We start from the raw sequence: 26218 nt of genomic DNA on the forward strand, positions 1-26218 counted from the left end.
GACCGCCATGGCCCGGAGGGGACGAGGGGGACCATTCCGATGAAGCGCACATCACGCGACATCCGCACCGCGAACCGCTATGGGGTGCTGCGCCAGATCATCGCCCACTCGCCGACGTCCCGCCAGGAGCTGGCCGCCGCCACGGGGCTGAGCCTCGCCACGATCGCCACGCTGGTCGGCGAGCTGCTCGACCTGGGGATGCTGACGGAGGTCGGGTTCGAGGACTCCGCCGGTGGCCGCCCGCGGGGCCTCGTGGCCGTCAACGCGTCGGGGGGCGCGCTGATCGGCGTCGACATCGCGGAGACGTACGTACGGGTCGAGCTGTTCGACCTGGCGCTGAACGTGCTGGCCCGTGCCGACGAGGACATGCGCCCCGGTGAGATCCGGCCGGAGCAGGTCGTCGGGCATGTCGCCTCGGCCGTCGGCTCGGTGGTCGCGCAAGCCGGTGTCGAGGGCGCCCGCGTCCTCGGGGTGGGGGTGAGCGCGCCGGGCCAGGTGGACCGGGAGGCCGGTGTCGCGGAGTACGCGCCGAACTGGGACTGGCACGACGTGCCGCTGCTCGACCTGCTCGCCGAGCACATCGCTTTCCCGCTGTACCTCGACAATCCGCTGCGTGCCTGTGCGGTCGCCGAGTTGTGGTTCGGGGCCGCGCGCGGACGGGGGGACGCCGTGGTGGTGAACCTCGGGACGGGTGTCGGGGCCGGGCTCGCGCTGGGCGGCGGGCTGCACCGGGGCGTCAGCAACAGCGCGGGCGAGTGGGGGCACACCACGCTCGTGCTGGACGGGCGGCCGTGCCACTGCGGCAACCACGGGTGCGTGGAGACGTATGTCGGGGCGCCCGGAATCATGCTGAACCTGCGGGAGTCGAGCCCCGACAGCCCGCTTCTGCACGCCGAGGACCAGACCGCGACGATCAACGCGCTCGCCCGCGGGGTCGCCGAGCGGGACCCGGTGGCGATCCGGACGGTCCGGGACACCGCGCGCTATCTCGGCGCCGCCATCGCCGACCTGGTGAACCTCCTGAACCCCGAGGTGATCGTGCTCAGCAGCTGGGTCGCGGCCACGCTCGGCGAACCGCTGCTGCACGAGGTGCGCGAGGCCGTGGCCCGGCACGCGCTGAAACGCCCGCTGGCCGGCACCGAGATCGTCCTCTCTCCCATTCCGACCGACCCCGTGTGCCTGGGCGCGGCGACGTTCGCGCTGGAAGGGGCCCTGATCTCGGTGGGCCCGAAACCCACGGGCGGCAGGGCCGCCGCGCCACGTCGCGTCGCCCCCGCGAGGAGCCGTACGGCACCGCCTGTGTGACGTCGACAAACCCTCACGTCCGGTATCCCGGACGCTCCGCAACGCTTCGAACAGGCTTCGTCCAACCCCTTGCCGAAGCATTGGCCGAAGGTTAACGTCCCGCACCGCACAGCGATTTCGAGCCGCAGCCGTACTCGAGACAAGGACGTCAGAATGTCGGCACTGAGCAACAGCAACTGGGACCGTCGATCCGTACTGCGAGCGGCGGCGGGGCTGGCCGCGCTGGGTCCGCTGGCCGCCTGCGGCGGCAACACCGGCCGCGAGGGCGGCGGCAGTTCGGGCAAGGGCCTGGTGCAGTACTTCCACGCGTACGGCGAGGCCGGGACTCAGGAAGCCATCAAGCGGTACGCGAAGGCCTACGACGAGGCCCGCGTGACGACCCAGTGGATCACCGGCACCAACTTCGAGAGCAAGCTGTTCTCGTCTCTGCTGACCGACAACGCACCGGACGTCTTCGAGTTCCACCCTCAGCTGCAGTTGATCAAGAGCGGTCAGGTGGCGCCGCTGGACGACATCATCAACCCGGTCAAGGACGACTTCAATCCGGCCGACATCGCGTCGCACACGGTCGACGGCAAGGTCTACGGCGTCCGGATGATCGACGACCCGCAGTTCTTCTTCTACCGCAAGTCGATGCTGGAGAAGGCCGGCGTGGAGGTACCGCAGACCCTCGAAGAGCTTGCGGAGGCCGCGGCCAAGCTCACCACCGACAAGGTCAAGGGTCTGTTCATCGGCAACAACATGGTGTCGACCAACTACGCCCTGGTCTGGGCAGCCGGCGCCGACCAGCTCAACGACAAGAACGAGATCGCGTACCACACCGACGAGGTGGCCGAGGCGCTGAAGGTCTACCGCAAGATGTTCACCAGCGGCCATCTGCTGCTGGACGCCCCCGCCGACTACTGGGACCCCTCGGCCCTGGTCCAGGGCCTCACCGCGATCCAGTGGTGCGGTATGTGGGCCATGCCCGTGATGCAGAAGGCCCTCGGCGACGACCTCGGCATATTCCCCTTCCCTTCGGCCGCCTCCGGTGCCAAGCCCGCGGTCTACAACGGCGGCTGGTCCATGTTCGTCAACGCCAAGGGCAAGAACGTCGACCTGGCCAAGGAGTACGTGAAGTGGCTCTGGATCGACGAGAAGAAGTACCAGGAGGACTGGGCGCTCAGCTACGGCTTCCACATCCCGCCGCGCACATCCATCGCCGAGTCCGCGACCAAGCTGAAGTCCGGCCTGCCCGCTGAGGGCGTCAAGCTCTTCACCGACTACGGGCGCTTCGACAACATCTCCTGGACCCAGGCGATGATCACCGCCTTCGAGGAAGTGATCGCCAACTCGGTCCGCAAGGGCACGAACCCGGAGAAGGCTCTCGACGCCGCGGACACGAAGGTCAACCGCGAGCTCAAGAAGCTCTTCGGATAGGCCGACGGACAGGTAGCGACATGTCGACGACCACGACGCGCGACGCCACGCGCCCCGGCCCGGCCAAGGTCTCCAAGGCCAGGCCGCGGCGGGGCCTGCGGGGCAGCACGTTCAACTTCTGGCTCTTCACCGGCCCGTTCCTCATCGGCCTGGTGATCTTCGTCTACATCCCCATCGGGTGGAGCGCCTGGCTCAGCTTCTTCGAGGCGCGCTACACCGTCACACCCGACAAGTTCGTCGGCTTCGAGAACTACAAGCTGATGCTGACGAACGGCGACTTCACCGGCTCGCTCGTCACCTTCACCGTCTTCGCCGTGATCATCGTGCCGGTCACCTGGGCGCTGTCGCTCGGTCTGGCGCTGATGGTGCACCGGCTGCGCTTCATGAAGGCGTTCTTCCGGTCCGTCTTCTTCCTGCCGACGGCGTGCAGCTTCGTCGCCGCCTCGCTCATCTGGAAGATGTCCATCTTCAGCGGTGTCCGCTTCGGCATGATGAACACCGTCATCGGCTGGTTCGGGTTCGAGAACGTCGCCTGGCTGGCCAACCCGAATCCGCCCTGGTACTGGCTGGTCATCGTCACCGTACGGCTGTGGCTCCAGGCGGGCTTCTACATGATCCTTTTCCTGGCGGCCCTGCAGAACATCCCGCCGGAGCTGTACGAGGCCGCCGCCATCGACGGTGCCAAGCCGGGCTGGCAGACCTTCCGCCACATCACGCTGCCCCAGCTGCGGGCCACGTCGACGGCCGTGATCCTCCTGCTGCTCGTGGCCGCGTACCAGGCGTTCGACGAGTTCTTCAACCTCCTCGCCAAGTCGACCTGGGGCCGCCCGCCCCTGGTCGAGCTGTACTACACAGCCCTCGGCGACGACCAGGACTACGGCGCCGGCAGTGCGGGCGCGGTCATCCTGACCCTGCTGATCTGCACGGTGACACTGCTCCAGGGCAGGTTCATGGGCTTCGGCAGGGGGGAGGAGGCCAAGTGACGACCACCACCGACGTACGCGACACGGTCGAGGCAGGCGCCGCACGCAAGACGCGTGACCCGCGCAGGAAGCGGGGCCGCGGCGTGTTCAGCAGCGCCGGGCTCTACTTCGCCACCGCCGTCTGCGCACTGCTCTTCCTCGTCCCCTTCTATCTGATCGTCCGCAACGCCCTGTCCACGGACGCCGAGATCACCGGCGAGAACTGGAAGTGGTTCCCGACCGACATCCAGTGGGGCAACGTCTCCGAGCTGTTCGACGACCCGACGGTCCCGTTCGCCCAGTCCCTGTGGAACTCGACGGTCGTCGGCGTCCTGCACACCATCGGCACGCTGCTGGTCTGCTCGCTCGCCGGCTACGGCCTCGCCCGCATCCCGTACAAGCACGCCAACAAGATCTTCTACGCGGTCCTGGTGACCCTGATGGTCCCGGCCGCCGTCACCTTCGTACCGAGCTTCGTGCTGGTCTCGTCGCTCGGCTGGGTATCGAGTATGCAAGGTCTCATCGTTCCGGGGCTCTTCAGTGGTTTCACCTGCTTCCTGTTCCGGCAGTACTTCCTGGGGTTCCCCAAAGAGCTGGAGGAGGCGGCGCGTGTGGACGGGCTCGGCTACTGGGGTGCGTACTGGCGCATCGTCGTGCCCAACTCGCTGAACTTCTTCGCCGCGATCGCGACGATCACCTTCATCAGCGGCTGGAACGCCTTCCTGTGGCCGCTGGTCATCGGCCAGGACCAGGAGGCATGGACCGTGCAGGTCGCGCTCTCCTCGTACATGACCAACCAGACGGTCAATTTCCACCTGATCTTCATGGCCACCGCCATCTCGATCCTGCCCCTGGTGCTCGTCTTCCTGTTCCTCCAGCGCTGGCTGGTGCAGGGGGTCGCGCAGACCGGCATCAAGGGCTGAGCTAGGAGAACGATGTCTTTCCGCACCACCCATTCCGTCGGCATCGACATCGACTACGTCGAGGACGTCTCACCCGGGAGCGGCGCGCTGCCGCCCCGGGCGTGGTACGCCTCCTCGGACGCCGAGTCCCTCTCTCTGAACGGCAGTTGGCGTTTCCGGCTCGCCGCGACGGCCGACGCCGAGGACGAATCGTTCGCGGCGGAGGGATTCGACGCCGGGGACTGGCCCGAGGTGCGGGTCCCCGGGCACTGGGTCCTCCAGGGCGACGAGGGCTTCGGAGCGCCGATCTACACCAACCACCTCTATCCGTTCCCGGTCGATCCGCCGCGGGTGCCGACGGAGAACCCGACCGGCGACCATCTGCGGGTCTTCGACCTGCCGGACGGCTGGCCCGCGGACGGTGGGGCCGTGCTCCGTTTCGACGGGGTGGAGTCGTGTGCCCGGGTGTGGCTGAACGGGACGGACATCGGTAACTTCAAAGGGTCCCGGCTGGCGCACGAGTTCGCGGTCGGGCACCTCCTCAAGCCGTCCGGGAACGTGCTCGCCGTCCGGGTGCACCAGTGGTCGGCGGGCTCGTACCTGGAGGACCAGGACCAGTGGTGGCTGCCCGGCATATTCCGTGACGTCACCCTGCTGCACCGGCCGGCGGGCAGCGTGCTCGACTTCTTCGTGCACGCCTCGTACGACCATCTCGAAGGGCTCGGGACCCTGCGTGTCGACTCCGACGTCGACGGGCGCGTGAGCGTTCCCGAGCTCGACATCGATGTCGCGACCGGCGAGTCCGTGACCGTGCCGGTCCGGCCGTGGACCGCGGAGACGCCCCGGCTGTACGACGGGACGCTGGTCACCGAGGGCGAGCGGGTGCCGCTCAGGATCGGTTTCCGTACGGTCGTGCTGGCGGACGGCCTGATCAAGGTGAACGGCACGGCGGTCCTGTTCAAGGGCGTCAACCGGCACGAGTGGCACCCCGAGCACGGCCGCGCCCTGGACCTGGAGACCATGCGCGAGGACGTGCTGCTGATGAAGCGGCACAACATCAACGCCGTGCGCACCTCCCACTATCCGCCGCACCCGGCCTTCCTCGACCTGTGCGACGAGTACGGGCTGTGGGTCATCGACGAGTGCGACCTGGAGACCCACGGCTTCACCGAGCAGGCCTGGCGGGACAACCCGGTGGACGACGACCGCTGGACACCGGCGCTCCTCGATCGGGCGTCCCGCATGGTCGAGCGCGACAAGAACCACCCGTCGATCGTCATCTGGTCGCTGGGCAACGAGGCGGGCACCGGGCGCGGGCTGACCGCGATGGCCGAGTGGATCCGTGGCCGTGACCGCTCACGGCTCATCCACTACGAGGGTGACTGGAACTGCCGCGACACGGACATGTACTCGCGGATGTACGCGGACCACGCCGAGGTCGAGCGGATCGGCAAGGGCCTGGACGGCGGCCCGCTCAAGCGGCGCCAACTGCCCTTCATCCAGTGCGAGTACGGGCACGCGATGGGCAACGGGCCGGGCGGGCTCGCCGACTACCAGCGGATCTTCGAGGCGCACGACCGCATCCAGGGCGGTTTCATCTGGGAGTGGATCGACCACGGCGTCAAGGACGAGCGGTACGGCTTCGCGTACGGCGGCGACTTCGGCGAGGAGCTGCACGACGGGAACTTCGTCTGCGACGGGCTGCTCTTCCCGGACCGCACGCCCTCGCCGGGGCTCGTCGAGTACAAGAAGGTGACGGAGCCGGTCCGTATCGAGGGCGTCGGCACGGACGGCACGGACAGCACAGACAGCACGGTCCGGATCACCAACCGGTACGACTTCGCGGACCTGTCGGCGCTGGCCTTCGAGTGGTCGTACGAGGTCGACGGCGAGGCCACCGAAACGGGCACGCTGTCGGTGCCCGCGCTGGCGCCGGGTGGGTCGGCGGAGGTGAAGCTGCCCGCGCCGCCGTCGGACGCGCGTGAGCCGAAGGGGCGCGCCGGAGGCGAGACGGCGAACGCGCGGAGGCCCGAAGGGTCGAGCACGATCGCCGTCTCGACACCGGCTGTAGCGCCCCGGAGGCGAACCGAACCAGACAAGAGGGGCGCCGAGACCCGGTGGACGATCCGGGCGACACTCGCCGACGAGACGGCGTGGGCGCCGAAGGGGCACCTGGTGGCCTGGGGTCAACTGCCGGTCGTGGAGCGCCCGTTGGTGACCGTTTCTGCCACTGAGCGGCCCGTCCTGGAGGAGGACGGGAGCATCAGGCTCGGGCCCGCCGTCTTCGGCGCGCGGACCGGTGAGCTGGCGACGATCAACGGTATCGACGTCATCGATCTGAAGCTGGACGTGTGGCGGGCGCCGACCGACAACGACATGGGCGCGGCCTGGCAGCCGGACATCCGCTACGGCGTACTCTGGCGGAAGCTCGGCCTCCACCGGATGCAACACCGCCTGGACGCCGTCGAGTTGGCGGACGACGCGTTGACCGTACGCACCCGGGTGGCGCCGGCGGCCACGGAGGTGGGCCTGCGCACGGTGTACCGGTGGACGTCCGACGGGACGCGGCTGCGGCTGACGGTGTCCGTGGCACCCGAGGGCGACTGGAAGGTGCCGCTGCCGAGGCTCGGCATCCGTCTCGGGCTGTTGGCCGGTGACCAGGTGAAGTGGCACGGCGGCGGTCCCGGCGAGGGCTACCCGGACACGAAGTCCGCCTCGATGCTCGGGCGTTGGGAGTCCACGGTGGACGACCTGCAGACTCCGTACGTGCGTCCGCAGGAGAACGGTGCGCGTGCCGACGTCCGCTGGGCGGAGATCGGCTGGGGGGAGGTCGGTCGGGAGAGGGACTCCGACGCGCTGCGCGTCGAGGGACAGCCGGAGTTCTGGTTCACGGCCCGCCGCTGGACGAGCGAGCAGCTGGACGCGGCCGAGCATCTGACCGATCTGACACCCGCCGACACCGTGTGGGTCAATCTCGACCACGGCCAGCAGGGAATCGGTTCACAGTCGTGCGGTCCGGGCACGCTGCCGGAGTACCAGCTGCGGGTCCGGCCGACCGAATTCTCCTTTGTCTTCTCGGCGGTCGATGGCTGACAATGTTACCGGTCACATTGGCCGTCCGGCACTCCAGCCGGACGGCCGTGTCCGTGTGTCCCCGGCTCCCCGGAGGTTCCCCGCGTGAGTGGCTCCATCGAGGTCAGCGGGCTGTCCCGCACCTTCCACACCACCGTCCGCCGCCCCGGGTTCGCGGGCGCGCTCAGATCCCTCGTCAATCCGGAGCGGGTCGCCAAGGACGCCGTCTCCGACATCACCTTCGACGTCGCCCCCGGTGAACTCCTCGCCCTGCTCGGGCCGAACGGCGCGGGCAAGTCCACCACGATCAAGATGCTCACCGGCATCCTCACCCCCACGTCCGGCGAGGCACGGGTCGCGGGCGTGGTCCCGTACCTGGAGCGGGAGCGCAACGCGCGCAACATCGGGGCCGTGTTCGGGCAGCGCACCCAGCTGTGGTGGGACCTTCCGGTGCGGGAGTCCTTCGCGATCCTGCGCGACATCTACGACGTCCCCGAGGCCGAACACCGTACGAGACTGCGGGAGTTCGACGAGCTGCTCGACCTGTCGTCGTTCTGGGACACCCGGGTACGGCATCTCTCGCTCGGCCAGCGCGTGCGCTCCGACCTGGCCGCCGCGCTGCTGCACGATCCGCCGGTGGTGTTCCTCGACGAGCCCACGATCGGCATGGACGTGGTGGTCAAGGAGCAGGTCCGCGAGTTCCTCCGGTACCAGGTGGAGGAGCGCTCGCGGACGGTGCTGCTCACCACGCACGACATGACGGAGGTGGAGCGGCTCGCCGAGCGGGTCGTCCTGATCAACCACGGGCGGCTCGTCCTGGACGGCACCCTGGACGAGATCCGGCGGAAGTTCGGCTCGACCTGGCAGGTGCGGGTGACGCTGGCCGACCCGCACGCGCCCGTCGAGGCGTTGCCGGGGATGGTCCTGGTGCGGCGCGAGGGCCCCCAGGTGGTGTTCGGCCCCGACGGGCCCGCGGCACCGGCCATGCACCAGGCGCTGAAGCGGGTCATCGAGCGGTACGAGGTGACCGACATCGCCCTGGACGAGGCCGACCTGGAGGACGTGATGCGCGCCGCGTACGTCCAGTCGGGGAGCGAGTGACCATGGCAACCGTCCTCCAGGGCTGGCGGGCCGCCCGCGTCACCCCGCTCGGCGAACTCCACACCCCGCCACGGATGACCGCCGCACTGCTCCGCCTGACGGTGCAGGTGGTACTGGTCGCGTCCCTGTGGCACGGCCTGTACGCGGCCACGGGTACGACGGCCGGTCTGACCAAGGACCAGGCCGTCACGTATGCCGTACTGGCCGTACTGGCCACCCGAATACGGGAGTTGGACCAGTACGCGGGCCGGGACACCGTGCTCCAGCACATGCACTTCGGCACGATCATCTACTGGTATCTGCGCCCGCTCCCACCCCAGCGCTACTACGCGTTGCGGGCGCTCGGCGAGCAGCTGTACGGGCTTGTGTGGGTGCTCGCCGGATACGTGATCTGTCTGGCGGCCGGGGTCGTGGAGCCGCCCAGGTCGGCTGCCGTGGCAGGGGTGTTCGCGGTCAGCGCGTTCCTGGGGCAGTGGGTGCTGTACTACGTGATGCTCGCCATCGACCAGCTCTGCTTCTGGACGCTCCGCAACGGCGCGGCGATGCTGATCCTGATCTTCGCGCAGAACCTGCTGTCCGGGGTGTACGCGCCGCTGTGGTTCTTCCCGGACTGGTTCATCACCATGAGCGGCTTCCTGCCGTTCCAGGCGACGCTGAGTGTGCCGCTGTCGCTGTACGTCGGCCGCGTCGAACTGTCCGACGCGGGCCCGCAGTTGGCCGTACAGGCCGCCTGGGTGGTGGCCCTCGCCCTGCTCACCCGGCTGCTGTGGCGGCGGGCGGCCCGGCGCGTGATCTCGCAGGGAGGCTGACATGTCGACCAAGGCTCTTCGCGTCGTCTGGCGCATCACCCGGCTCAACTTCCGTGCCCAGCTGGAGTATCGCTCCGAGTTCCTGATGATGATCGCGATCGGCGCGGTCTGGCAGGTGTCGGTGATCGTGTTCGCGACCGTACTGCTCACCAGGTTCAGCGGGATGGGCGGCTGGGACAGCTCGGACGTGCTGCTGATCCCGGCGACGCGGATGCTGGCGCACGGACTGTTCGTGCTGTTTCTGGGGCGGGTGCACGGGCTGGCCCGGCACATCCAGGAGGGGGTGATCGACACGTATCTGGTCCGCCCGATGCCGGTCCACCGCCAGCTCCAGCTGTCCTTCTTCCCCACCAACGCGATCGGTGACCTGACCGTGGCGGCGGGCCTGATGGCGGGCGCCCTGAGCCGCAGCGACCTGGACTGGACGGCGACCCGGATCACCTATCTGATCGTCTGCGTCCTCGGCGGAATGCTCCTGGAGGCGGCCCTGTTCACGGTGGTCGCGTGCGCGTCGCTGCGCTACCCGGCCGCCGACTACTGGGGCCGCTGGCTGGAGGAGCTGCTCGGCACGTTCGGCAGCTATCCGCTGAACGTGCTGCCGAAGGCGGTCGGCGGCTTCCTCACGTTCGGGCTGCCGCTGGCGTTCGTCGCGTACTTCCCGGCGGCGGTACTGACCGGGCACGACGCCGGTGTCCCGTACTGGCTGGCCGCGGTGTCGCCGCTCCTCGGCGCGGCGGCCTATCTGGGCTCGCGGCTGCTGTGGCGGTGGAGCCTTCGGCACTACACGGGAGTGAACGGGTAACCGCGCCCGGCCCGTACTCCCCGTTACGCTCCCAGGGCGTGGCGGCGGACATCCGCCCGGAGGGTCGACCGGCGGTCGTCCCGTCGACCCAACAGGGCGTCACGGGCAAGGAGTTGAGGATGGGCGCACAGGACACGCAGGCCGCGCAAGGGATCCGGGACACGGAAGACATGCGGGACGCGCAGGACACGCAGGACACGCGGGACGCGCAGGACACGCGGGACACGGCCGAGAGGCTGCGGGCGATTCGCGACGAGTTGTCGGACCGTTTCTACGAGCGGGCCGACGTGGTGCGGACGTTGGTGGTGACGCTGCTGGCCGGACAGCACTCGCTGGTGCTCGGCCCGCCCGGAACGGCGAAGTCCGAGCTGGCCAGGGAGCTCACGGGCCGGGTCGAGGGGGCGTCCTACTGGGAGATCCTCCTGTCGAAGTTCACCGCGCCGACAAGGATGTTCGGCCCGATCGACGTCGCCGCGCTGGCCCGGGGTGAGTACCGCCAGGTCTACGACGGCCGGGCCACGACCGCGCATGTCGCGTTCATCGACGAGATCTTCAAGTGTTCCACGGCGGCGCTGAACGAGACGCTCGGCTACCTCAACGAGCGGATCTACCACCCCGAGAGCGGCGGCGAGCCGATCCGCTGCCCTCTGATCGGGGCCATCACGGCGAGCAACGAACTGCCCGGCGGAGAGGACACGGCCGCCATCTACGACCGGCTGCTGGTGCGGATCGAGGTCGGGTACCTGGCGGACCCGTCGAACTTCGCCGCGCTGGTCCGCTCCGCCGTCAACCGCCCCGTGGCCCCGACCCGGACCACCATCGAGCTGGCCGCGTTACAGCACGCCGTGACCGAAGCCGTCCCGGCCGTGGAGGTCCCCGACATGATCGTGGACGCGGTGTGCACGCTGCGGGCCGCCCTGCGCCGCAAGGAACTCGTCGCCTCCGACCGCCGCTGGCGGCAGGCGGTGGGCCTGCTCCAGGCGTCCGCGTACCTCGACGGCCGCCCGGCGGTCGCCGAGACCGACCTGTCGGTACTGACCCACGTGCTGTGGGACTCCCCCGCCGAGCGCCCGACCGTCGAGCGCGAGGTGCTGCAACTGGTCAACCCCGACGCCAAGGAGGCGCTCGATCTGGCCGACGCCATCGAGGAGTTGGAGGCCCAGCTCGACGCCATGGCCGGGCAGTCCCGCGAGGCGCTGAGCGACTGGGTCATCAAGAAGGCGCACAACAAGCTCGCCATGGCGGGCAAACGGCTGGAGAAACTGCGCGAGGAGGCGGCGAGCGCCGGCCGCTCGACCGCCGCCATCGACCGGGTCACCGGCCGCCAGCGCGCGGTCCGCGCCCGCGTCCTCACGGAGGCCCTGGGCATGGACGCGAGCATGGTGCAGGCGCAGCTCTGAGTACGGGGAGCACTGGGGACGCCAGACGTGCTGTTGGCGCCGGGGCAGGTATCAGGACCGTGGACGAGACACCGGGCACGCTCGACGAGTTGGCGGGCCGGGCCGAGAGGTGGCGGAGCGTGTCCGCCACGGCTCCCGAGGGGCAGCAGCAGCCGCAGCGGCACACGGCGGTGGTGGTCGCGGACCGGTTCGACCGGATCACCTGGCGCGACACCTACGAGCAGTCGGCCGGACTGCGCGAACTGGCAGGGGAGTTGAACGAGCGCGACGTCCACACCACCAAGGGCACGACCGGCCCCGACGGCACCACCGACCTCCTGACCGATGCGTTCCTGGCCGCCTACAAGGTGAGGCCGCGGTTGCGCGAGCGCACGGAGATGGACCCCTCCCGGCTGGTCAACCACCAGGTCATCACGTCACTGATGGAGTCGGTGGAGTTCGCCGAGCTGCACCGGGAGACGGCCGGCGACCCCTACGCCGCCGCCATGGCCGTACTCGCCCAGGCCGCCGCGCTGCGCCGGATGCTGGAGCACTCCCGCGACGCGACGGAACAGGCCGAGCGTGCGAAGAGGGCACAACAGGCCGCCGAGAGCGCGGCGACCGCAGTGGGCGAGGCGCTCCAGCGGGCAGCCGCCGAAGCCGATGGGAACGAAGGGGCGGACGAGGACGGCACCGTGTCACCCCCGACCCCGGCCGCAGCCAACGCCGTACGACAGGCGATCGAGGCGGCCGAAGCGGCCGAGGCCGCTGCGCGGCGGGCCGCCCAGGCCGCCGGGCAGGCCCTCGCGGCGGCGACCCCCGGCATCCGTGTCGCCGCGCGGAGCGCGGCGGCGAAGGCCGCCGAGGCGGTGCGGGAGGAGGCGGCGCTGATGCGGGCCTGGGGCGTCGGCCCCGGCGAGCTGGAGCGGATGCCGTTCGAGCAGCGCGCCCGGCTCGCGGAGCGGCTGCGCAGGAGCCGGCTCGCGGAGTGGGCCGAACTGATCGGCCGTTTCCGGCAGATGGCGGGCGGCGAGCGCGCCCGCAAGGTGGAGAACGCCGCCGGGGAGCTGGTCGGCGTCACGCTCGGCGATGACCTCTCCCGCGTGATCCCCTCCGAGCTGGCCAACCTGGGCCTGCCCGAGCTGCGCGCGGTGTTCGCCGCGCGCTACGCCGCCGGGGAGCTGATGCTGTACGACAGCCAGGGCGAGCAGGCCACCGGCCGGGGCGCGGTCATCGCGTGCGTGGACACCTCGCACTCCATGTACGAGGCGGGGCCGGGCGGAGTCACCCGGGAGGCGTGGGCCAAGGCGTGCGCGCTGGCGCTCCTTGATCAGGCTCGGGACGCGGGGCGGGACTTCGTCGGCATCCTGTTCTCCGCGGCCGACAAGCTCCAGGTGCACCGCTTCCCGGCCGACCGGCCCGCCGACATCGCCCAGGTCCTCGACTTCGCGGAGACGTTCCTCGGTGGCGGCACGAGCTACCAGCGGCCTCTGTCGGCGGCCGGCGCTCTGCTGGAGGAGGAGTTCAACGACGCCGCCCGCATGCGCGGCGACATCGTGATGCTCACCGACGACGACTGCGGCGTCACCGAGGAATGGATGCGCGACTGGAACGAAGCGAAGCACCGACTCGGCTTCCGGGTCTTCGGCGTGGCGATCGGCGCCCCGCGCGTAGCCGAGGCCGACTCGGTCCTGGACGCCCTGTGCGACAACCTCCGCGCCATCGAGGACCTGACCGACGTCCACGCGGCAGCCGACCTGTTCCGGGTGATCTGACCCGGCAGCCTCAGAAAGGAAGCGTTCCTCCAGCCGAGTCGCCGACAACAACCGTCGCCGAGTCTCCGATAACCACCGTCCAATACTCCAGCCGCAGATCGTTGTGTGCCCGGGTCTTACTGCCGCGCGAGTATCGGATGAGACGGTCCCGGAGGCTCTTGTTCTTATGGTTGATCTTCGCGGGCACGCTGAGCCTCCCGGGAGGGATGCTGGCCGATGATGACCTGTCCGCCGCGATTGCCATCCCCTTCACCATCGCGTGGGTGACGTTCATGGGGTGGCTCTTCTACGCCGCCCTGAGACAAAGTATTCGGAGGGCAATTCGGCCAGCGTGGTCGTGTACGCCTACGGCCGGGACGGCAGCAGGGTGCTGCTGCCGTTCGTCGACGATCTGCACGTCGACGTCGGGTACGAACTCGCCGTGCTGATGGCGGCCTGGCAGGAGCTGCGCGGTGCGGACTGGTCGCCGGACCCGGCGGCCGCAGTTCTCATCGGACGCCGCGGCCCCACGTACGTGGCCAACTGCGGGACTCGTTGGGAGGCAGGCATGTGGCTACCACCTCAGGCACCGTGACGACGATCCGCGCGAGGTCCTCGCGCCCTCAGCGCGTCGCCGGCAGGTTCGCCGCAGCCGCGTCGGCGAGTCGGGTGGCCAGGCGGCGGAGCTCGTCCGCAGACCAATCCCGGTCCCCTCTGACGGTGACGTCCAGCGTCTCGGACAGGGTGCGTTGCGAGCCGTCTGAGTACGTCCGCTGCACCACCCTCACCCGGACCATGTTCTCGCCGTCCACCTCCGGCTGGACGAACGCGCGGCGGCCCCGGATCCGGGTGGGCGTGCCGTCGGCGGCCGTGGGCGACTGACCGCGGTCGAAGCGCAGACCGACCTGGAGGTGACTGGTGGTGCTCCAGAACTTGCACAGCCAGTTCCCGAAGCCCGGCGTCGGTGCGTTCGCGTCGACGCCGGGCACCGCTTCGAGCGCCTTGGCGTCCAGCAGCGCGCATGCGTCGCTGTGGAAGAGCGAGTCCTCGGGGAACGTCGTCGTACGCCGGGGAAGCTCCCCCTTGTTGAGAACGGCGACCGCGTTGTCGGCGGCGACGTCGGCGATCTCGCACAGCGGCGCCGACGCGTTGTCGTCTGTCTTCGCCACGACCGCCACGGTGACGTCGTCGTCGGCAGGCAGCAGCAGCCGGACGCACTTGTTGCTCTCCGCCGGCTGCTTCACCACCTTGACCCGGCCCTCGGTCTTCGTGGCAGCCGTCGTCGCCTCCTGACCGTTGTCGAGGTCGACCATGACATCGACCTCGTCACCGCCCGCGCGCTCAACGAGGACATCACACCGGTCAAAATTCCCATATGCGACGTCTTGTGCAGTGTGTCCGAATCGCCCCAGGGCGGCGGGCACGGTCAGAGCACAGGGGTCGGCGCTGCGGTGGTCCCCGAAACGGGACCCGGTCTCCGGTGTGTTCAAGGGCCATAGGAATGCCAGGGCGGCGATGGACACGACCAGGGCGGCAGTGACCGTCCACCGCCACCGCGCCCCGAGTGACGGCGGCTTCTGCCGCGGCGGACGCGGCGGCACCCAGGGACCGGGGTGGCCAGTGTCCGGCGTCGCGTCGACCGCGCGATTGCGTACGAGGGCGATCTTGTGGCCGAGGCCAGTGGCCCGGTCCTGTGGATCCGGCCGGTTCTTGGCGCGCAGGGCGTCCCGCATCTGAGTGAAGACGTCCGCCATGGGCACCGGGTCCGGGGCGCCCGGCACGCCGTCCTCCAGTGTCCTGATCAGATCGCCGGTAAACGCCGGGTACGTCTCGTCGGGCGGGGCGTAGGACGCCTCCCCCTTCGCGCACGCCGTCATCAGGTACGTACGGTCGATCACCGTGCGGTTCGCGAGCTCCGCCGCGGGTCCCATGTACCCGGTGACGGCGGCTCCCGAGTGGCAGCAGTCGAGGACCATGACCTGGTTCTCCGCCCGGCGGTCGCTCAGCAGGACCTCCCGGAGATCGCGGTACCTCACCACGCCGTAGAGCCCGTCCGGGGGAGCCTTCGGCAGCATGAGGCACAGGTCGCCGTCGCCGGCCACGCAGCCGTGACCGGCGAAGTAGACGAGGAGCGTGTCGGTCGCGGCCCGCGCGGCCGCCTGTACGGCCTCCAGGACCTGATCCGATGTGGCCGGGTTGGACAGGACGACACAGTGCTCAGCGGGCAGCCCCCACAGGGCGGGATCCGTGAGTAGCCGCTTGAGCTTCCGTACCCCCGTGGCCACCGTCGGCAGCGGGGGCATCTCCTCGTACTTGCCCACGCCGATAAGGACCGCGCGGGACGCGAGGGGATTGGCCTGGTGCACTACGCGGACTCCAGGTCGTTCTCGGACCGGGAGGGCTCGTCCGCCGGGGCACTGAGCAGCTCCACGATCCGGCGGATCGTCGCGTCGTCGCACCGGCCCTCCACTGTGATCGACCTCCCGTGCACGGTGATGGTCACGGACGGAGCGGAGCGGCGTGTCGCGCGCCACGCGGCGTAGGAGAGCGCGAGGTTCAGTGCGGCGATCCCCTGACCGATCACGAGGTTGACGACGTCGAAGGCCCCCATGGTCGGAAGGTCGGGCCGCGAGGACCCCAGGCTCACCTCGGCATGCCGCCGAATCCGCGGGTCCTGGCGCAGCCAGCGGTACAGCTCCGCCGCCGCGAGCCCGCCCCCGTCACCCACACGCATCTCGACAAGCATGGCCCTCCCCTGCCATTCGGTTCCCAGGGCACCACACCGTAGGGCTCACCGGCCCCGCCGCTCACAGGAGTTGGCACCCGTCGCCCGAACGGGCCAGGCAGCCTCACCAGGCTGCCGAACTCCGGTACGAGTCGGCGGCCGCGCAGACCAGGCGCGATGATGGCCGCTCCAGCCCGGCAGCCGCGCCGTGACCTGCGCTGTTGTCATGCCGACCCGCCATCCTCGCCGGTTGCCAGGCGTGCCTTCGCATCAACCTATGTAGGGTTGTTGCTAACCAGAGCTTGAAGGTGCTCCGCTGCTCCTGACCTTCAAAGCGTGGTGTCGCGGGGGCTGACAGTTGATGATCCCGGCGGTATGTCGTCTGTGTGAGGTACGCGCAGGGGGGCAGGCTGACCGCCTGAGCGCCGGACGTCTCGTCAGCGGCTGCGGCGAGAGGCGGCCGAGTGTTTCGCCCGGGGAGACGACACCACTGTCGTCTCCACGTGACCTCCGGGTCACCGTTCGTTCAGTGCAACGCTGGTGGAAGGCGTGGGCGGCAGGAGGTACGCGAGCACTGGCGGCGAAGGGCCCGGCCTCGCTGCCTCTGCTGAGCGGCGCACTGTTCGGGGTATTGGAACGGGAGTTGGACAAGAGCCCTCTCGCATTTGGCTGGCCGGACCAGACCTGGACTCTGTCGCGAATCAAGACCCTCTTCGGACGCCGGTTCCGCAAGACCTACACGATTCAGGGCGTCGCGGCCGCGCTCAAGCGACACGGCTGGACCTGCCGGTCCCCGCGCGCCAGGTCGTCGAGCGAGATGAGGAAGCCGTGGCCGGCTGGGTGCAGGAGACCAGGCCGCACGTGGAATGACCGTGGCGGCGCTCGACGCCTGGCTCGTGTTCGAGGACGAGGCCGGATTCTCGATGACGCCGCCAACCACCGCCCCTGATCCCGGCGCGGCACAGAAAAAGAGTGGTGCTTATCGGGAAAGGATTCCGTTTTGCCACAACGCACTCACGCGATCGGGCACCCGGCTCAGACCAGCGACTCCAGGCGGCGGGTTCTTTTCACGGATTCCAGTGCATCGACTCAGATACTCGCTCGAAGCGCCGGGCGGCCAGCTCCTGCCTCCGGATCGCCCAGTGAAGTGAAAAGCCTTCCCTGCCCTCGATGCTGGGATTCCAGTCCGCCAACAGCACCCAGTCGTCGAGATCCCAGGTCTCATCCGAGGACAGCGCAGCCGACTCTACGGGGTCACGTCCATGCATTCCTCCAGGGCGTACCCGCCCACTTGCACCCACCCGCCGCGGGGGAAGTCACGGCCGTCCACGACGTTCCACAAATCCGAGTGGATGCTCGCGTAGGGAGCCCAGGGAAGGTCCTCGCCCCGCCAACCATGGTCCGTGGCCTTCGCCTTCGAGCTGTGGAACGGCAGGGACACATCGGCGGCCATGCGCAGTTCACCCTGCGGATATTGCTTTGATATCTCCAGACAATCCGGATCCTCATCGTAGTACTCGAAGGTAATCACCCGTTCTTCGACGGCCGCCCCTTCGGGGACGTACATCACTTGACCGCCACCGTCCAGGTCGGGGAACGCGAATAGCAGCAGACGACCGTCGGGCGGCAGTGGAAGTCCCGTCACCTTTCCGGGCAGATCTGCACAATTGAGTGAGGCGACAAACGGAAACTCGGGGTCTGGGGCGCCGGGGGGAAGCAGCAGGGGTCCGCCATAGCGGCCCACGACGGGCCCGCCCCCGTCCAGCGTCAGGGTCGCACAAGGGAGGGCGGCACCTATCCACTGTTCCACGACGCCGGAGGGGATATTCCGCCTCACCATCTCCGCACGGTACCGGTCCAGTTTGTCCAACATCTCAGGCATCATGCGGGAACTATAGTGTGTCAGCTCGTGCCATACACGCGGTGCGCAAACCCTGCGATCAGCGACGACCTGGCCAAAACAGCACACGCCCAGATACGCGCGCTCCACCTCGAACACCCCGACAACGCCCTCATACTGAGCGCCAATTGCTGCGACGCTCGCTTCCTATGCGCGATGTCGACAACGCCTGCCGTTATAGGCACGAACGCCAGATTGCTCTCGCACTCCAACAAGGTTCGCTGCCGTCGGCACGACTTGAATTGCGTAGGCCCCGCCGGACCACGGTGATGAGGTCCTCAGGGTCGGCGAACGCGCATCTGCCAGCGGGCGATCAGCACGCTCACGGGGATGCCGGCGAGAGCAAGGACGCCGCAATGCCAGAAAGGTTCATGCCAGACGATGATGTCGGAGCCAGTAAAGCGTGTTGCTCTGTCGTCCGGACTCGGTACGGACCCGACCCCCTGACATCTGTCAGGGACCGTGGGAGCCGGCGGCCTTCTAGCGTCACGGTGAGCACCATCTCTGTCGGCCCGGACCCTGGGAGTGGCCATGTCGAACAAGTACGCACGACCGTATCCGGCTTGTTCGTGGCCCGGGCGGCTGTGCGCGCGGTAGCGGCGCCGCTCACCGGCGGAGACCAGACCGAGACCGTCGCCTGCTGCGGCCCGATACCGGCCTGAACGGGCACTTGCGTCACCACAAGGAGGTACCTGCCATTTTCAGTAAATTGGCGAGGCTGGCGGTTTCGGCCGTCGCGGTAGCGGGGTCAGTCGTGGCCGCTACTGCCGGGCCCGCGTCCGCGAGTTCCAACGAGCCCTCATACGGATGCCCTTACGGAGCCGTGTGCATCTACAACAACGCCGACCCGAACTCGGGTATCCAAAGCGGCGGTGTCTACTGGGCTTATGGTCCACATAACCTCAGCAATCAGTTCGGCAACCACTTCGTGATGAACAATCAGTACGATGGCGCCTGGGTGGAGCTGTGCACCGGCTACAACGGCACGGGCAAAGGCGAGTCGATCATCTCCGCGGGGTACGGGTTCGTCGAAGATCTGAGCCCGATCAATTCCATTGCGTTGGGCACCGGCAACAACTACCCCTGCAGCCCTCCGTGATCCGCACGTAGCCTGCGCGTTTCGCCTCCAGGGGAACAGCCTGGAACCCGCAGGCATACCGGCGGCGCCGGTGACGAGACCGGCTCGGGCCTTCCGAGGGTGCGTATCAACTGCCCAACGAAGCCCGCGCGGCACGCTTCATCGGCGCCGCCCCGCCGGCCGGGCACGGCCCGCACCGGTACGTCATCGTCGTGCACGCCCTCGGCAGCGCGAGGTTCCCCGAGGTGGTGGCCCAGGCTTCGAAACAATCTCTTGCCCTCGGAATGCCCCGCCAAAGATCCTTCGGAGTGGCAGGTGCGACTCGACCAGGGCTTACGAGGGAGAACTGCATGGAGCCGTTGGAACTCCGCCGCGCGGTTGAGGCAGGACGGGCGACCGCTCTGGAGCTGGGTCTTGAGGTCGACGATGTGGTCGTCGTCCAGAACTCGGACCGCGTCGCGCTGCGCCTGGTCCCTTGCGAGGTTCTGGCTCGGGTCGCGCCTTCGGGACATCTGGTCGGCTCCGAGTTCGAAGTAGAGGTCGCTCGCCGTCTCACCGACGTCGGCGCTCCGGTGGCCGAGCTCGACCCTCGGGTCGACCCCCGGGTCCAGGTACGTGACGCCTTCGTCATCTCGCTCTGGACCTACTACGAACCTGTGGGATCGGAGATCGCCCCGGCCGACTACGCGGACGCGCTCCTGCGGCACCATGCCGCCCTGCGCCAGATCGATCTGGACGCACCGCACTTCACCGATCGAGTCGCCGGAGCGCTCAGTGCGGTGATTGACCGGGAACAGTCCCCCGAACTGCCCGATGCCGACCGGGAATTCCTCGGCGACACGCTCAGTGGACTGAGCGCAGTGTTCGGTGTCGAGAGGGCCGGCGACCAACTGCTGCACGGCGAGCCGCATCCGGGCAACCTCCTCAACACGAGGAGAGGGCCGCTCTTCATCGACCTCGCCACGTGCTGCCGCGGGCCGATCGAGTTCGACCTCGCCCATGCGCCCGAGGAAGTGGCACAGCACTATGCGGGGGCCGACCACGACCTGATTCGCCGGTGTCGCGCCGCGAACTGGGCGCTGTTCTCGGCCTGGCGCTGGCGCCGAGACGACCATCTGCCTGACCGGGGCCACTGGAGAGTGGAGTGGCTCAACCGGGTTCGTGCCGCACTCGATCGCTGCGGACTGGGCTGAACCAGAGCCTGTTCTGAGTGGTGATCAGGGAGTTAGTCGTCAATCAAGCCCCTCGGCGCGTAGCGTCGCACGACGCCGGTGTCCCGTACTGGCTCGCGGCGGTGTCGCCGCTCCTCGGCGCGGCGGCCTATCTGGGCTCGCGGCTGTTGTGGCGGTGGAGCCTTCGGCACTACACGGGAGTGAACGGGTGACGGCGACCCACTGGCCCGGCCCTGCGGGGGCGGGACGCAGGATGCGTATGAGTGAGATTGCCTAGGACGAAACTCGATCCGCAGGCAGAAGGGAACGCCAGTCATGTCGCTCGCCCGTGTCCACAACTTCTCCATCTCCCTCGACGGCTTCGGCACCGGCGAGGGCCTGAGCCGTGACGCGCCGTTCGGCCACGCCGGCGAACGGCTGCACGAGTGGATGTTCACCACCCGGTTCTGGCACGAGATGACCGACCGGCCCGGCGGAACCGGCGGCCTCGACGACGCCTTCGCCCGGCAGTTCAACCCCGGGATCGGCGCCGAGATCATGGGCGCCGGGAAGTTCGGCTACCCCGGATGGCACAAGGACCCGGACTGGAAGGGGTGGTGGGGGCCCAACCCGCCCTTCCACACACCGACCTTCATCCTCACCCATCACCCGCGCCCGTCGATCGAGATGGAGGGCGGCACGACGTTCCACTTCCTCGACGCGTCGCCCGCCGAGGCCCTCGGCACGGCCCGCGAGGCCGCGGGCGGCCAGGACGTACGCATCGGCGGCGGCCCCACCGTGGTCCGCGACTTCCTCGCCGCCGGACTCATCGACCGCCTGCACGTCGTGCTGGTCCCGATCCTGCTCGGCCGGGGCGTACGCCTCTGGGACGGCCTGGAGGGCCCCGAAAAGGACTACGAGATCGAGGCCACCTCCTCGCCCAGCGGAGTCACACATGTGACGTTCACCCGCGCGGGGCTCTGAACCGCCTCGTGATCCGGGCCGCCGGGGTGTCACCCCGGCGGCCCGGATCGTAGGAGCGGCAACATGGGAGGGCTGGGCCGGGCCGATCCCCGGTGGGTGGAGATCGCCCTGGAGATCATGGCCGAGCACGGGAAGGACTCGAAGCCGACCCGCGGGAAGGTGATCCGCTCCGCCGGCCCGCGCCTGGAGGCCCGCTATTCGGCCCGCGCGTCGGCCCGCGCCTGCTGGAGGCCCTCTATGGCGAAGGCGAGGTCAAGCTGCCCGGTCGCGCGACGGCATACCGGTGGCTCGAGGAACTGGAGCGGCGGCTGCCGACCTTCCGGCTGAGTACGAAGCGCAACCGCGACATCGCCACCCGGCCGCCGGGCGCGTACGGGAAGCTGCGTCCCACGAGGCCGGGCGAGTACCTGCTGTCGGTTGTCGGAACGCAGATGCCCCGGCACCGTCGTGAGACGGGCTGGGGCATCTGGGCTGGGTCGGGGACTGCTACACGTATTCGAGGAGCCAGCCGACCGGGTTGTCGTCCACCACGTCGCTGCTGCTCTTCTTCACTCGCCCGACATGGATCTTCTGGATCCCCTTGGGGAGCTTTTCAGCGCGGCGACCATCGGCCTGGTTGATGTCCCAGTCCGTGGCGGGGAGCCAGGTCGTACCGTCGTGCATCTGAACCTTCAGGCGCACGTCCGCCCAGCTGGACCCCAGGCTCAAGAAGGCGTCGCCCCACGGGCCTCCGGTCTGGTTGGGCTGGGGGATGGCCAGGAGGAGCCCGTACCTGTAGTGGATGAGCCCGCCAGTCTCGTTGAATACGAACCCGGTGGGGACTTCACCAAGCTGAAAGACGGCCATGCGTACCCCTTACGCTGAGGAGGAAGTCCGGAGTTCCTCTGTTGCAGCCGGGTCCGCGTTTCGAGCGGGGTGAGGTACCCGGAGCTCGGAGTGCCTGCGGAGCCGGGCGGTGTTGCACTGCTGCGGCTTCTCTGCAAGGCGTCCCGGTCCTCCCCCGCGCCCAGTTGATGCCGCGGAGGGTCAGACGCGTGCGGACGGGTGCCCGCTCTCTGTTCATATGGTGGTCAGCGGCGCAGAACGTTGACGCGGTCGCCGCCAAGGATGGGGGCGTTCTCGCAGCCGGCCGGGACGACGAGATACGGGCCGCGCCAGATCTTCTGATGCTCTTCCTAGAACCCGGGGCTCACCCAGTGCGCCATGACTCCCGTGCGTCCGTCGCTGTTGCTGAGGACGTGGGCGGGGTTCGCCCCGATGCGGTAGGCGTGGAGCGTGATGACGTCATTGACGTCGAACTTCTCCAGGATCGTCTGCCCGGCGGTGGTCTGCATGACCGTGTGCCCCCCGGTCAGTGCTTCAGTGCCGGGGATGAGCTGGCTGTTCTTGAACAGTGCAGTGCGGACGAACTCAACCGCCGCTGTGGTCCCGCCGGTGTACGAGCGGGCCTGGTAGGAGATCTCCCACACCCCGGGGAAGGGGATCTTGAGTTCCTCGACCTCGGAGATCAGCTCATCGGCGCGGTCGGCGCCGGTGATGTCGTGGCTGAAGTCGACCGGGCTGGTCTGGAGCCACGTCGAGCCCTTCCGGTAATTCGCTGGAGTCGTCATGCCATTTAGTTCCTTTGCCGCGCAGGGATACACACTGACCGTGCCGGGCATACATGCCGCCGGCACCGGCCCCATGAGAGCGGCGGCACGGGTGCGGGCGATAGGCGACAGGAGGGCACATAGGACAACTCGGCATTATGGGTTTATCTGGCCCTTTCGCCCTGCGGCAAGGGGTGCGCCGCACGCAGAAACCCTTCTCCGCACGATCGTTCACGACTTCGCGGCACTGCACAACGACGGGAAATCGCTGCCGGTCGCCTCCACACCGCCACCCTCGCGAGTGAGTTCTGTGACGTCGCATTGACGCCCCTGTGTCACCGGTACAGACCGGCTGGGTGATGGTCGGGCCGCGGGGCTGGGACAAGTACGGGATCATTTCCAGCTACTACGTCGAGAACAACAGCAACTGGATCGACGGCGTACCCGGCCCGAACGGCTGCGCGATCTACTTCCCGAGTCACCGCTCCCGTCGCAGGTCTCGGGCCGTCGTGCCGTACTGGGACTTCAGGGCGCGGGACAGGTGGCGTGGGTCGTGGAAGCCCCAGCGGGCGGCCACGGCTGCGGCGGTGCGGCCGTCCTGGCCGGGGTCCAGGAGGTCGCGGCGGATCCGTTCGAGGCGTTCGCCGCGCAGCCAGGCCGCGAAGGGGACGCCGGTGCGGCGGAACAGGCGGTGGAGCTGGCGGGCCGAGATGCCGTGGGCCGCCGCGACCGAGTCGACGCACAGGGACGGGTTGGAGATGTTCGCCAGCGCGTAGACGCGGATGCGGTCGACCAGCTCGGTGGCCGTGTCCGTCCGGCCCGGTTCGGTCTCCGCGAAGGCCGCGAGGAGCAGGGACACCAGGGCGTCTCCCACTTGCGCCTGAGCCGGTCCCACCAGTTCGTCGAGGTGGCGGCCGAGGCCCTGGAGGAACGCGGCGAGCACCGCCTGCGCACCGGTGTCGGCCGGCAGCCGACGGGCCGCCCGGGCGGCCACGGCGTCGGCGTGCCGCCCCAGTTCGGTGCGCGAGATGCCGACGGCCATGACGTCGCAGCCGTCGGGGACGGCTAATCGGTACGGGCGTGTCATGTCGAAGACCACGAAGTCGCCGCTGTGCGGCCGGGATTGGGTGCCGCCCTGGTCCGCGGCGGCGGGCTCGGGCGACCGGTGCAGCGTGATCTTCAGCAACTCGGGGTCGGTGGACGTGATCGCCCGCGCCGACCGCCGGACCAGATGCCCGGAACCCCGGAACCGCGCCACCGCCGCGCGCCCGACGGCCGCCGCGTCGATGTCGGCCCGGAACGCGTTCGCCTCAGCTTCCGCCCCAACTCCCGCTCCTGCCCCGGCTTTTGGTGCCGTCACCGAGAGCGGCGCGAGTACCGTGGACGCGGCCGTCTGTAACTCGTCGATCGTGGCCTGGTGTACGTGCAAGGCGCCGCCGCCCATGGAGTCGCTCCCTCAATCGCCGGGTATTTATCGGTATATCGATTGGCGCACTTGAGGGTTACCTGGTTTTCGGTCGCGAATCGGAGACGGGCCGGGCGGGATGTGGAGACTCGCCGCGCCGCCGCTTGCGTACCTTCTTCCAGGGGGAGCGCTGTCGGCTGGGACTGTCACCACGGTTCCGGCCGACAGGCCCGCCCGAGGCGTCACCCGCACGGCACGCGGACCTCCGCCCACACGACCTTGTACGTCCCGCCCAGGCACAGGTCCGTTCCCCACCGCTCGGCCAGCGCGGCCACGATCAGCAGCCCGCGCCCGCCCTCGCCCGACGGCTCCTGGAGCACCGGTCTCCGCTCGGTCCGCGCGTCGGCCACCTCCACGCGTACGACGTCCTCGTCGGCCCGCCGCACCAGCCGTACGCGGAAGTCGCGGCCCCTCACCCGCCCGTGACGCACGGCGTTCGACGCGAGCTCGGCGACGACCAGCGCCACGGACTCGCTCGCCTCGCTGTCGTACGCGAACCCCCACACGTCCATCCGGTTCGCGACCAGCCGCCGCGCGAGCCGGGCCCCTCGCGGGGTGCAGCTGAAGAGCTGCGTGAACGTACGTACGGTGTCGGGCACTTGGACCCGGATGTCTCCTCGCATGGGTCAACGGTCCCGGGGCGAGGGGCCGTCGACCAGCTTCGCCACTCGTACGCTGCGCGCTGTACGAGTTCACGCTGTGGACAGTACGGGTGACGGTCAGTGACCATGTCTGGATGACCAACAGCACGACGAACGAGCCGGAGCCGTCGGACAGTCTGAAGACGTTCGGGCTCATTCACAAGGCGTTCCGCAAGCGGGCGGGTCTGACACAGGAGGAGTTCGCAGGGCTGGTGCGGTACCACCCGTCAACGGTGGCGTCGATCGAGCAGGGGCGCCGCTTCCCCACGCGGGAGTATGTCGAGCGGGCGGAGGCGGTGTTAGACGCGTTCGGTGTGCTGCGGGCGGCGGCGAAGTACGCCACTCGGGACCCGGGGTTGGCTTCCTGGTTCCGCAAATGGGCGGACCTGGAAGAGCAGGCGATCAGTCTCTACACGTACGAATGCCGGGTACTTCCAGGCTTGTTGCAGACGGACGCGTACGCACGAGCGGTGATCTGGAGCGTGCCGCAACGGCCGACCGACGAGCAGGTCGAGCAGCGTGTGGCCGCTCGTTTCGCACGACAGGAGCTGCTCAGCACGAGCCGGGGGCGGCCCACGACATTCAGCTTCATCGTCGAACAGTCCGTCCTGGAACGGCACACGGGCGGCGAGGACGTAACACGGGGGCTGATCGACCACCTGCTTGGCTTGAATGACCGGCACTGGAACGTCGAGATCCAGCTGATGCCGCTCCGGCAGCCCGTTCACGCGGGTCTCGACGGCCCCATGCACCTGCTGGAGACCCCTGAGAACGAATGGCTCGCCTACGCAGAAGGCCAGAAGACCGGCCACCTCATCAGTGACCGACAAGCGATCAGCGTGCTCCAGCAGCGTTATGCCAAGATGCGCTCACAGGCTCTCACGCCAGACGACACTATGAGCCTGCTCCAGCAGATGCGAGGGGCGCTATGAGCACGAGCATGACCGAACTGGCCTGGTTCAAGAGCAGTTACAGCGGCTCAGAGGGCGACGACTGCCTCGAAGTGGCCCTGGACTGGCACAAGTCAACGTACAGCAGTGGGAGCGAGGGTGACTGCGTCGAAGTCGCCACCTCCCCCACCACCATCCACGTCCGCGACTCCAAGAACACCCGCGGCCCCCGGCTCGCCCTCTCCCCCACCGCCTGGGCAGGCTTCGTGGAGTTGGCCAAGTCGTCGTAG

The 26218-nt window shown here is 68.9% G+C and carries 25 protein-coding genes and 3 pseudogenes; 20 read left to right on the forward strand and 8 right to left on the reverse strand.

Annotated features, from left to right (window positions below; translation table 11 throughout):
- The first annotated feature begins 39 nt into the window (after positions 1–39).
- From OHA11_RS08990 to OHA11_RS09035, 10 genes are all read left to right on the forward strand, one after another.
- Positions 40–1305, forward strand: a complete 1266-nt coding sequence (locus tag OHA11_RS08990) for an ROK family transcriptional regulator (protein ID WP_266493871.1) — start codon at positions 40–42, stop codon at positions 1303–1305.
- 153 nt (positions 1306–1458) lie between these two features.
- A complete protein-coding gene (locus OHA11_RS08995; RefSeq protein WP_266493873.1) occupies positions 1459–2724 on the forward strand; it encodes an ABC transporter substrate-binding protein in 1266 nt (421 codons plus the stop codon).
- Between the two features lie 20 nt (positions 2725–2744).
- Positions 2745–3707 carry a carbohydrate ABC transporter permease gene (locus tag OHA11_RS09000; RefSeq protein WP_266493874.1) on the forward strand — a complete coding sequence of 321 codons (963 nt, stop codon included), beginning with the start codon at positions 2745–2747 and terminating at the stop codon, positions 3705–3707.
- A gap of 83 nt (positions 3708–3790) precedes the next feature.
- Entirely contained in the window at positions 3791–4609 is an 819-nt protein-coding gene (locus tag OHA11_RS09005) for a carbohydrate ABC transporter permease (protein ID WP_266507047.1), read from the forward strand.
- A 12-nt stretch (positions 4610–4621) separates the two neighbouring features.
- Complete coding sequence (locus OHA11_RS09010; RefSeq protein ID WP_266493875.1) at positions 4622–7681, forward strand: glycoside hydrolase family 2 TIM barrel-domain containing protein; 3060 nt, start codon at positions 4622–4624, stop codon at positions 7679–7681.
- A gap of 84 nt (positions 7682–7765) precedes the next feature.
- Complete coding sequence (locus tag OHA11_RS09015) at positions 7766–8761, forward strand: ATP-binding cassette domain-containing protein (RefSeq protein ID WP_266493876.1); 996 nt, start codon at positions 7766–7768, stop codon at positions 8759–8761.
- Positions 8762–8763: 2 nt separating this feature from the next.
- Positions 8764–9570, forward strand: coding sequence for an ABC-2 family transporter protein (locus OHA11_RS09020; protein WP_266493878.1), 807 nt, complete (start codon positions 8764–8766; stop codon positions 9568–9570).
- A gap of 1 nt (position 9571) precedes the next feature.
- Positions 9572–10372 carry an ABC transporter permease gene (locus OHA11_RS09025; protein WP_266493880.1) on the forward strand — a complete coding sequence of 267 codons (801 nt, stop codon included), beginning with the start codon at positions 9572–9574 and terminating at the stop codon, positions 10370–10372.
- Between the two features lie 170 nt (positions 10373–10542).
- Positions 10543–11772 carry an AAA family ATPase gene (locus OHA11_RS09030; protein ID WP_266507048.1) on the forward strand — a complete coding sequence of 410 codons (1230 nt, stop codon included), beginning with the start codon at positions 10543–10545 and terminating at the stop codon, positions 11770–11772.
- A gap of 59 nt (positions 11773–11831) precedes the next feature.
- The gene (locus tag OHA11_RS09035; protein WP_266493881.1) at positions 11832–13526 is read left to right on the forward strand and encodes a VWA domain-containing protein; all 1695 of its coding nucleotides are present in this window, start codon (positions 11832–11834) and stop codon (positions 13524–13526) included.
- 10 nt (positions 13527–13536) lie between these two features.
- Here the strand turns inward: OHA11_RS09035 and OHA11_RS09040 are convergent, their stop codons facing one another.
- On the reverse strand, positions 13537–13800 hold the full coding sequence (locus OHA11_RS09040) for a hypothetical protein (RefSeq protein WP_266493883.1): 264 nt from the start codon (positions 13798–13800) through the stop codon (positions 13537–13539).
- Between the two features lie 57 nt (positions 13801–13857).
- On the opposite strand from OHA11_RS09040, the gene OHA11_RS09045 reads away from it, so the two are divergent.
- A complete protein-coding gene (locus OHA11_RS09045; RefSeq protein WP_266493885.1) occupies positions 13858–14100 on the forward strand; it encodes a hypothetical protein in 243 nt (80 codons plus the stop codon).
- 28 nt (positions 14101–14128) lie between these two features.
- Here OHA11_RS09045 and OHA11_RS09050 read toward each other — a convergent pair whose 3' ends face one another.
- The gene (locus OHA11_RS09050) at positions 14129–15871 is read right to left on the reverse strand and encodes a caspase family protein (protein WP_266493887.1); all 1743 of its coding nucleotides are present in this window, start codon (positions 15869–15871) and stop codon (positions 14129–14131) included.
- The gene (locus OHA11_RS09055; RefSeq protein ID WP_266493889.1) at positions 15871–16251 is read right to left on the reverse strand and encodes a hypothetical protein; all 381 of its coding nucleotides are present in this window, start codon (positions 16249–16251) and stop codon (positions 15871–15873) included. The genes OHA11_RS09050 and OHA11_RS09055 overlap by 1 nt, the downstream gene beginning before the upstream one ends.
- Before the next feature lie 340 nt (positions 16252–16591).
- Between OHA11_RS09055 and OHA11_RS09060 the strand changes: the two genes are divergently transcribed.
- Positions 16592–17179, forward strand: a complete 588-nt coding sequence (locus tag OHA11_RS09060) for a winged helix-turn-helix domain-containing protein (protein ID WP_266493890.1) — start codon at positions 16592–16594, stop codon at positions 17177–17179.
- A gap of 297 nt (positions 17180–17476) precedes the next feature.
- Here OHA11_RS09060 and OHA11_RS09065 read toward each other — a convergent pair whose 3' ends face one another.
- Positions 17477–18115 carry a hypothetical protein gene (locus OHA11_RS09065; protein ID WP_266493892.1) on the reverse strand — a complete coding sequence of 213 codons (639 nt, stop codon included), beginning with the start codon at positions 18113–18115 and terminating at the stop codon, positions 17477–17479.
- A gap of 838 nt (positions 18116–18953) precedes the next feature.
- Between OHA11_RS09065 and OHA11_RS09070 the strand changes: the two genes are divergently transcribed.
- The 6 genes and pseudogenes from OHA11_RS09070 to OHA11_RS09095 all read left to right on the forward strand — a co-directional run.
- Positions 18954–19229 carry a hypothetical protein gene (locus tag OHA11_RS09070; RefSeq protein ID WP_266493894.1) on the forward strand — a complete coding sequence of 92 codons (276 nt, stop codon included), beginning with the start codon at positions 18954–18956 and terminating at the stop codon, positions 19227–19229.
- 63 nt (positions 19230–19292) lie between these two features.
- Positions 19293–19432: pseudogene (locus tag OHA11_RS09075) on the forward strand (YbhB/YbcL family Raf kinase inhibitor-like protein); the annotation flags it as partial.
- 126 nt (positions 19433–19558) lie between these two features.
- Positions 19559–20401 carry a phosphotransferase gene (locus tag OHA11_RS09080; protein WP_266493896.1) on the forward strand — a complete coding sequence of 281 codons (843 nt, stop codon included), beginning with the start codon at positions 19559–19561 and terminating at the stop codon, positions 20399–20401.
- Positions 20402–20469: 68 nt separating this feature from the next.
- Positions 20470–20592, forward strand: a pseudogene (locus OHA11_RS09085) (ABC transporter); the annotation flags it as partial.
- Positions 20593–20695: 103 nt separating this feature from the next.
- Entirely contained in the window at positions 20696–21343 is a 648-nt protein-coding gene (locus OHA11_RS09090; RefSeq protein WP_266493898.1) for a dihydrofolate reductase family protein, read from the forward strand.
- A 57-nt stretch (positions 21344–21400) separates the two neighbouring features.
- Positions 21401–21777, forward strand: a pseudogene (locus OHA11_RS09095) (hypothetical protein); the annotation flags it as partial.
- Between the two features lie 52 nt (positions 21778–21829).
- On the opposite strand, the gene OHA11_RS09100 reads toward OHA11_RS09095, so the two are convergent.
- The 4 genes from OHA11_RS09100 to OHA11_RS09115 form a co-directional block, all read right to left on the reverse strand.
- Entirely contained in the window at positions 21830–22189 is a 360-nt protein-coding gene (locus OHA11_RS09100) for a hypothetical protein (RefSeq protein ID WP_266493901.1), read from the reverse strand.
- Positions 22190–22518: 329 nt separating this feature from the next.
- Positions 22519–22953: a hypothetical protein gene (locus OHA11_RS09105; RefSeq protein ID WP_266493903.1), complete on the reverse strand. Its 435-nt coding sequence runs from the start codon at positions 22951–22953 to the stop codon at positions 22519–22521.
- A gap of 457 nt (positions 22954–23410) precedes the next feature.
- On the reverse strand, positions 23411–24376 hold the full coding sequence (locus tag OHA11_RS09110; RefSeq protein ID WP_266493905.1) for an AraC family transcriptional regulator: 966 nt from the start codon (positions 24374–24376) through the stop codon (positions 23411–23413).
- Between the two features lie 203 nt (positions 24377–24579).
- Positions 24580–25020 (reverse strand): ATP-binding protein, encoded by a 441-nt coding sequence (locus OHA11_RS09115; protein ID WP_266493907.1) that lies wholly within the window; start codon positions 25018–25020, stop codon positions 24580–24582.
- 113 nt (positions 25021–25133) lie between these two features.
- On the opposite strand from OHA11_RS09115, the gene OHA11_RS09120 reads away from it, so the two are divergent.
- Positions 25134–25970: a helix-turn-helix transcriptional regulator gene (locus OHA11_RS09120; protein ID WP_266493908.1), complete on the forward strand. Its 837-nt coding sequence runs from the start codon at positions 25134–25136 to the stop codon at positions 25968–25970.
- A complete protein-coding gene (locus OHA11_RS09125) occupies positions 25967–26218 on the forward strand; it encodes a DUF397 domain-containing protein (RefSeq protein WP_266493910.1) in 252 nt (83 codons plus the stop codon). Before OHA11_RS09120 ends, OHA11_RS09125 begins: the two co-directional genes overlap by 4 nt.

Source organism: Streptomyces sp. NBC_00878, from assembly GCF_026341515.1.
GTDB lineage: Bacteria > Actinomycetota > Actinomycetes > Streptomycetales > Streptomycetaceae > Streptomyces.

Coding starts and splice junctions, on each gene's coding strand:
- OHA11_RS09115 (WP_266493907.1), bottom strand. CDS start 25,020: ATGCGAGGAGACATCCGGGTCCAAGTGCCCGACACCGTACGTACGTTC.
- OHA11_RS09080 (WP_266493896.1), top strand. CDS start 19,559: ATGGAGCCGTTGGAACTCCGCCGCGCGGTTGAGGCAGGACGGGCGACC.
- OHA11_RS09065 (WP_266493892.1), bottom strand. CDS start 18,115: ATGATGCCTGAGATGTTGGACAAACTGGACCGGTACCGTGCGGAGATG.
- OHA11_RS09000 (WP_266493874.1), top strand. CDS start 2,745: ATGTCGACGACCACGACGCGCGACGCCACGCGCCCCGGCCCGGCCAAG.
- OHA11_RS09120 (WP_266493908.1), top strand. CDS start 25,134: ATGACCAACAGCACGACGAACGAGCCGGAGCCGTCGGACAGTCTGAAG.
- OHA11_RS08990 (WP_266493871.1), top strand. CDS start 40: ATGAAGCGCACATCACGCGACATCCGCACCGCGAACCGCTATGGGGTG.
- OHA11_RS09030 (WP_266507048.1), top strand. CDS start 10,543: ATGCGGGACGCGCAGGACACGCAGGACACGCGGGACGCGCAGGACACG.
- OHA11_RS09010 (WP_266493875.1), top strand. CDS start 4,622: ATGTCTTTCCGCACCACCCATTCCGTCGGCATCGACATCGACTACGTC.
- OHA11_RS08995 (WP_266493873.1), top strand. CDS start 1,459: ATGTCGGCACTGAGCAACAGCAACTGGGACCGTCGATCCGTACTGCGA.
- OHA11_RS09040 (WP_266493883.1), bottom strand. CDS start 13,800: ATGAACGTCACCCACGCGATGGTGAAGGGGATGGCAATCGCGGCGGAC.
- OHA11_RS09100 (WP_266493901.1), bottom strand. CDS start 22,189: ATGGCCGTCTTTCAGCTTGGTGAAGTCCCCACCGGGTTCGTATTCAAC.
- OHA11_RS09025 (WP_266493880.1), top strand. CDS start 9,572: ATGTCGACCAAGGCTCTTCGCGTCGTCTGGCGCATCACCCGGCTCAAC.
- OHA11_RS09105 (WP_266493903.1), bottom strand. CDS start 22,953: ATGACGACTCCAGCGAATTACCGGAAGGGCTCGACGTGGCTCCAGACC.
- OHA11_RS09055 (WP_266493889.1), bottom strand. CDS start 16,251: ATGCTTGTCGAGATGCGTGTGGGTGACGGGGGCGGGCTCGCGGCGGCG.
- OHA11_RS09060 (WP_266493890.1), top strand. CDS start 16,592: ATGATCCCGGCGGTATGTCGTCTGTGTGAGGTACGCGCAGGGGGGCAG.
- OHA11_RS09020 (WP_266493878.1), top strand. CDS start 8,764: ATGGCAACCGTCCTCCAGGGCTGGCGGGCCGCCCGCGTCACCCCGCTC.
- OHA11_RS09110 (WP_266493905.1), bottom strand. CDS start 24,376: ATGGGCGGCGGCGCCTTGCACGTACACCAGGCCACGATCGACGAGTTA.
- OHA11_RS09090 (WP_266493898.1), top strand. CDS start 20,696: ATGTCGCTCGCCCGTGTCCACAACTTCTCCATCTCCCTCGACGGCTTC.
- OHA11_RS09125 (WP_266493910.1), top strand. CDS start 25,967: ATGAGCACGAGCATGACCGAACTGGCCTGGTTCAAGAGCAGTTACAGC.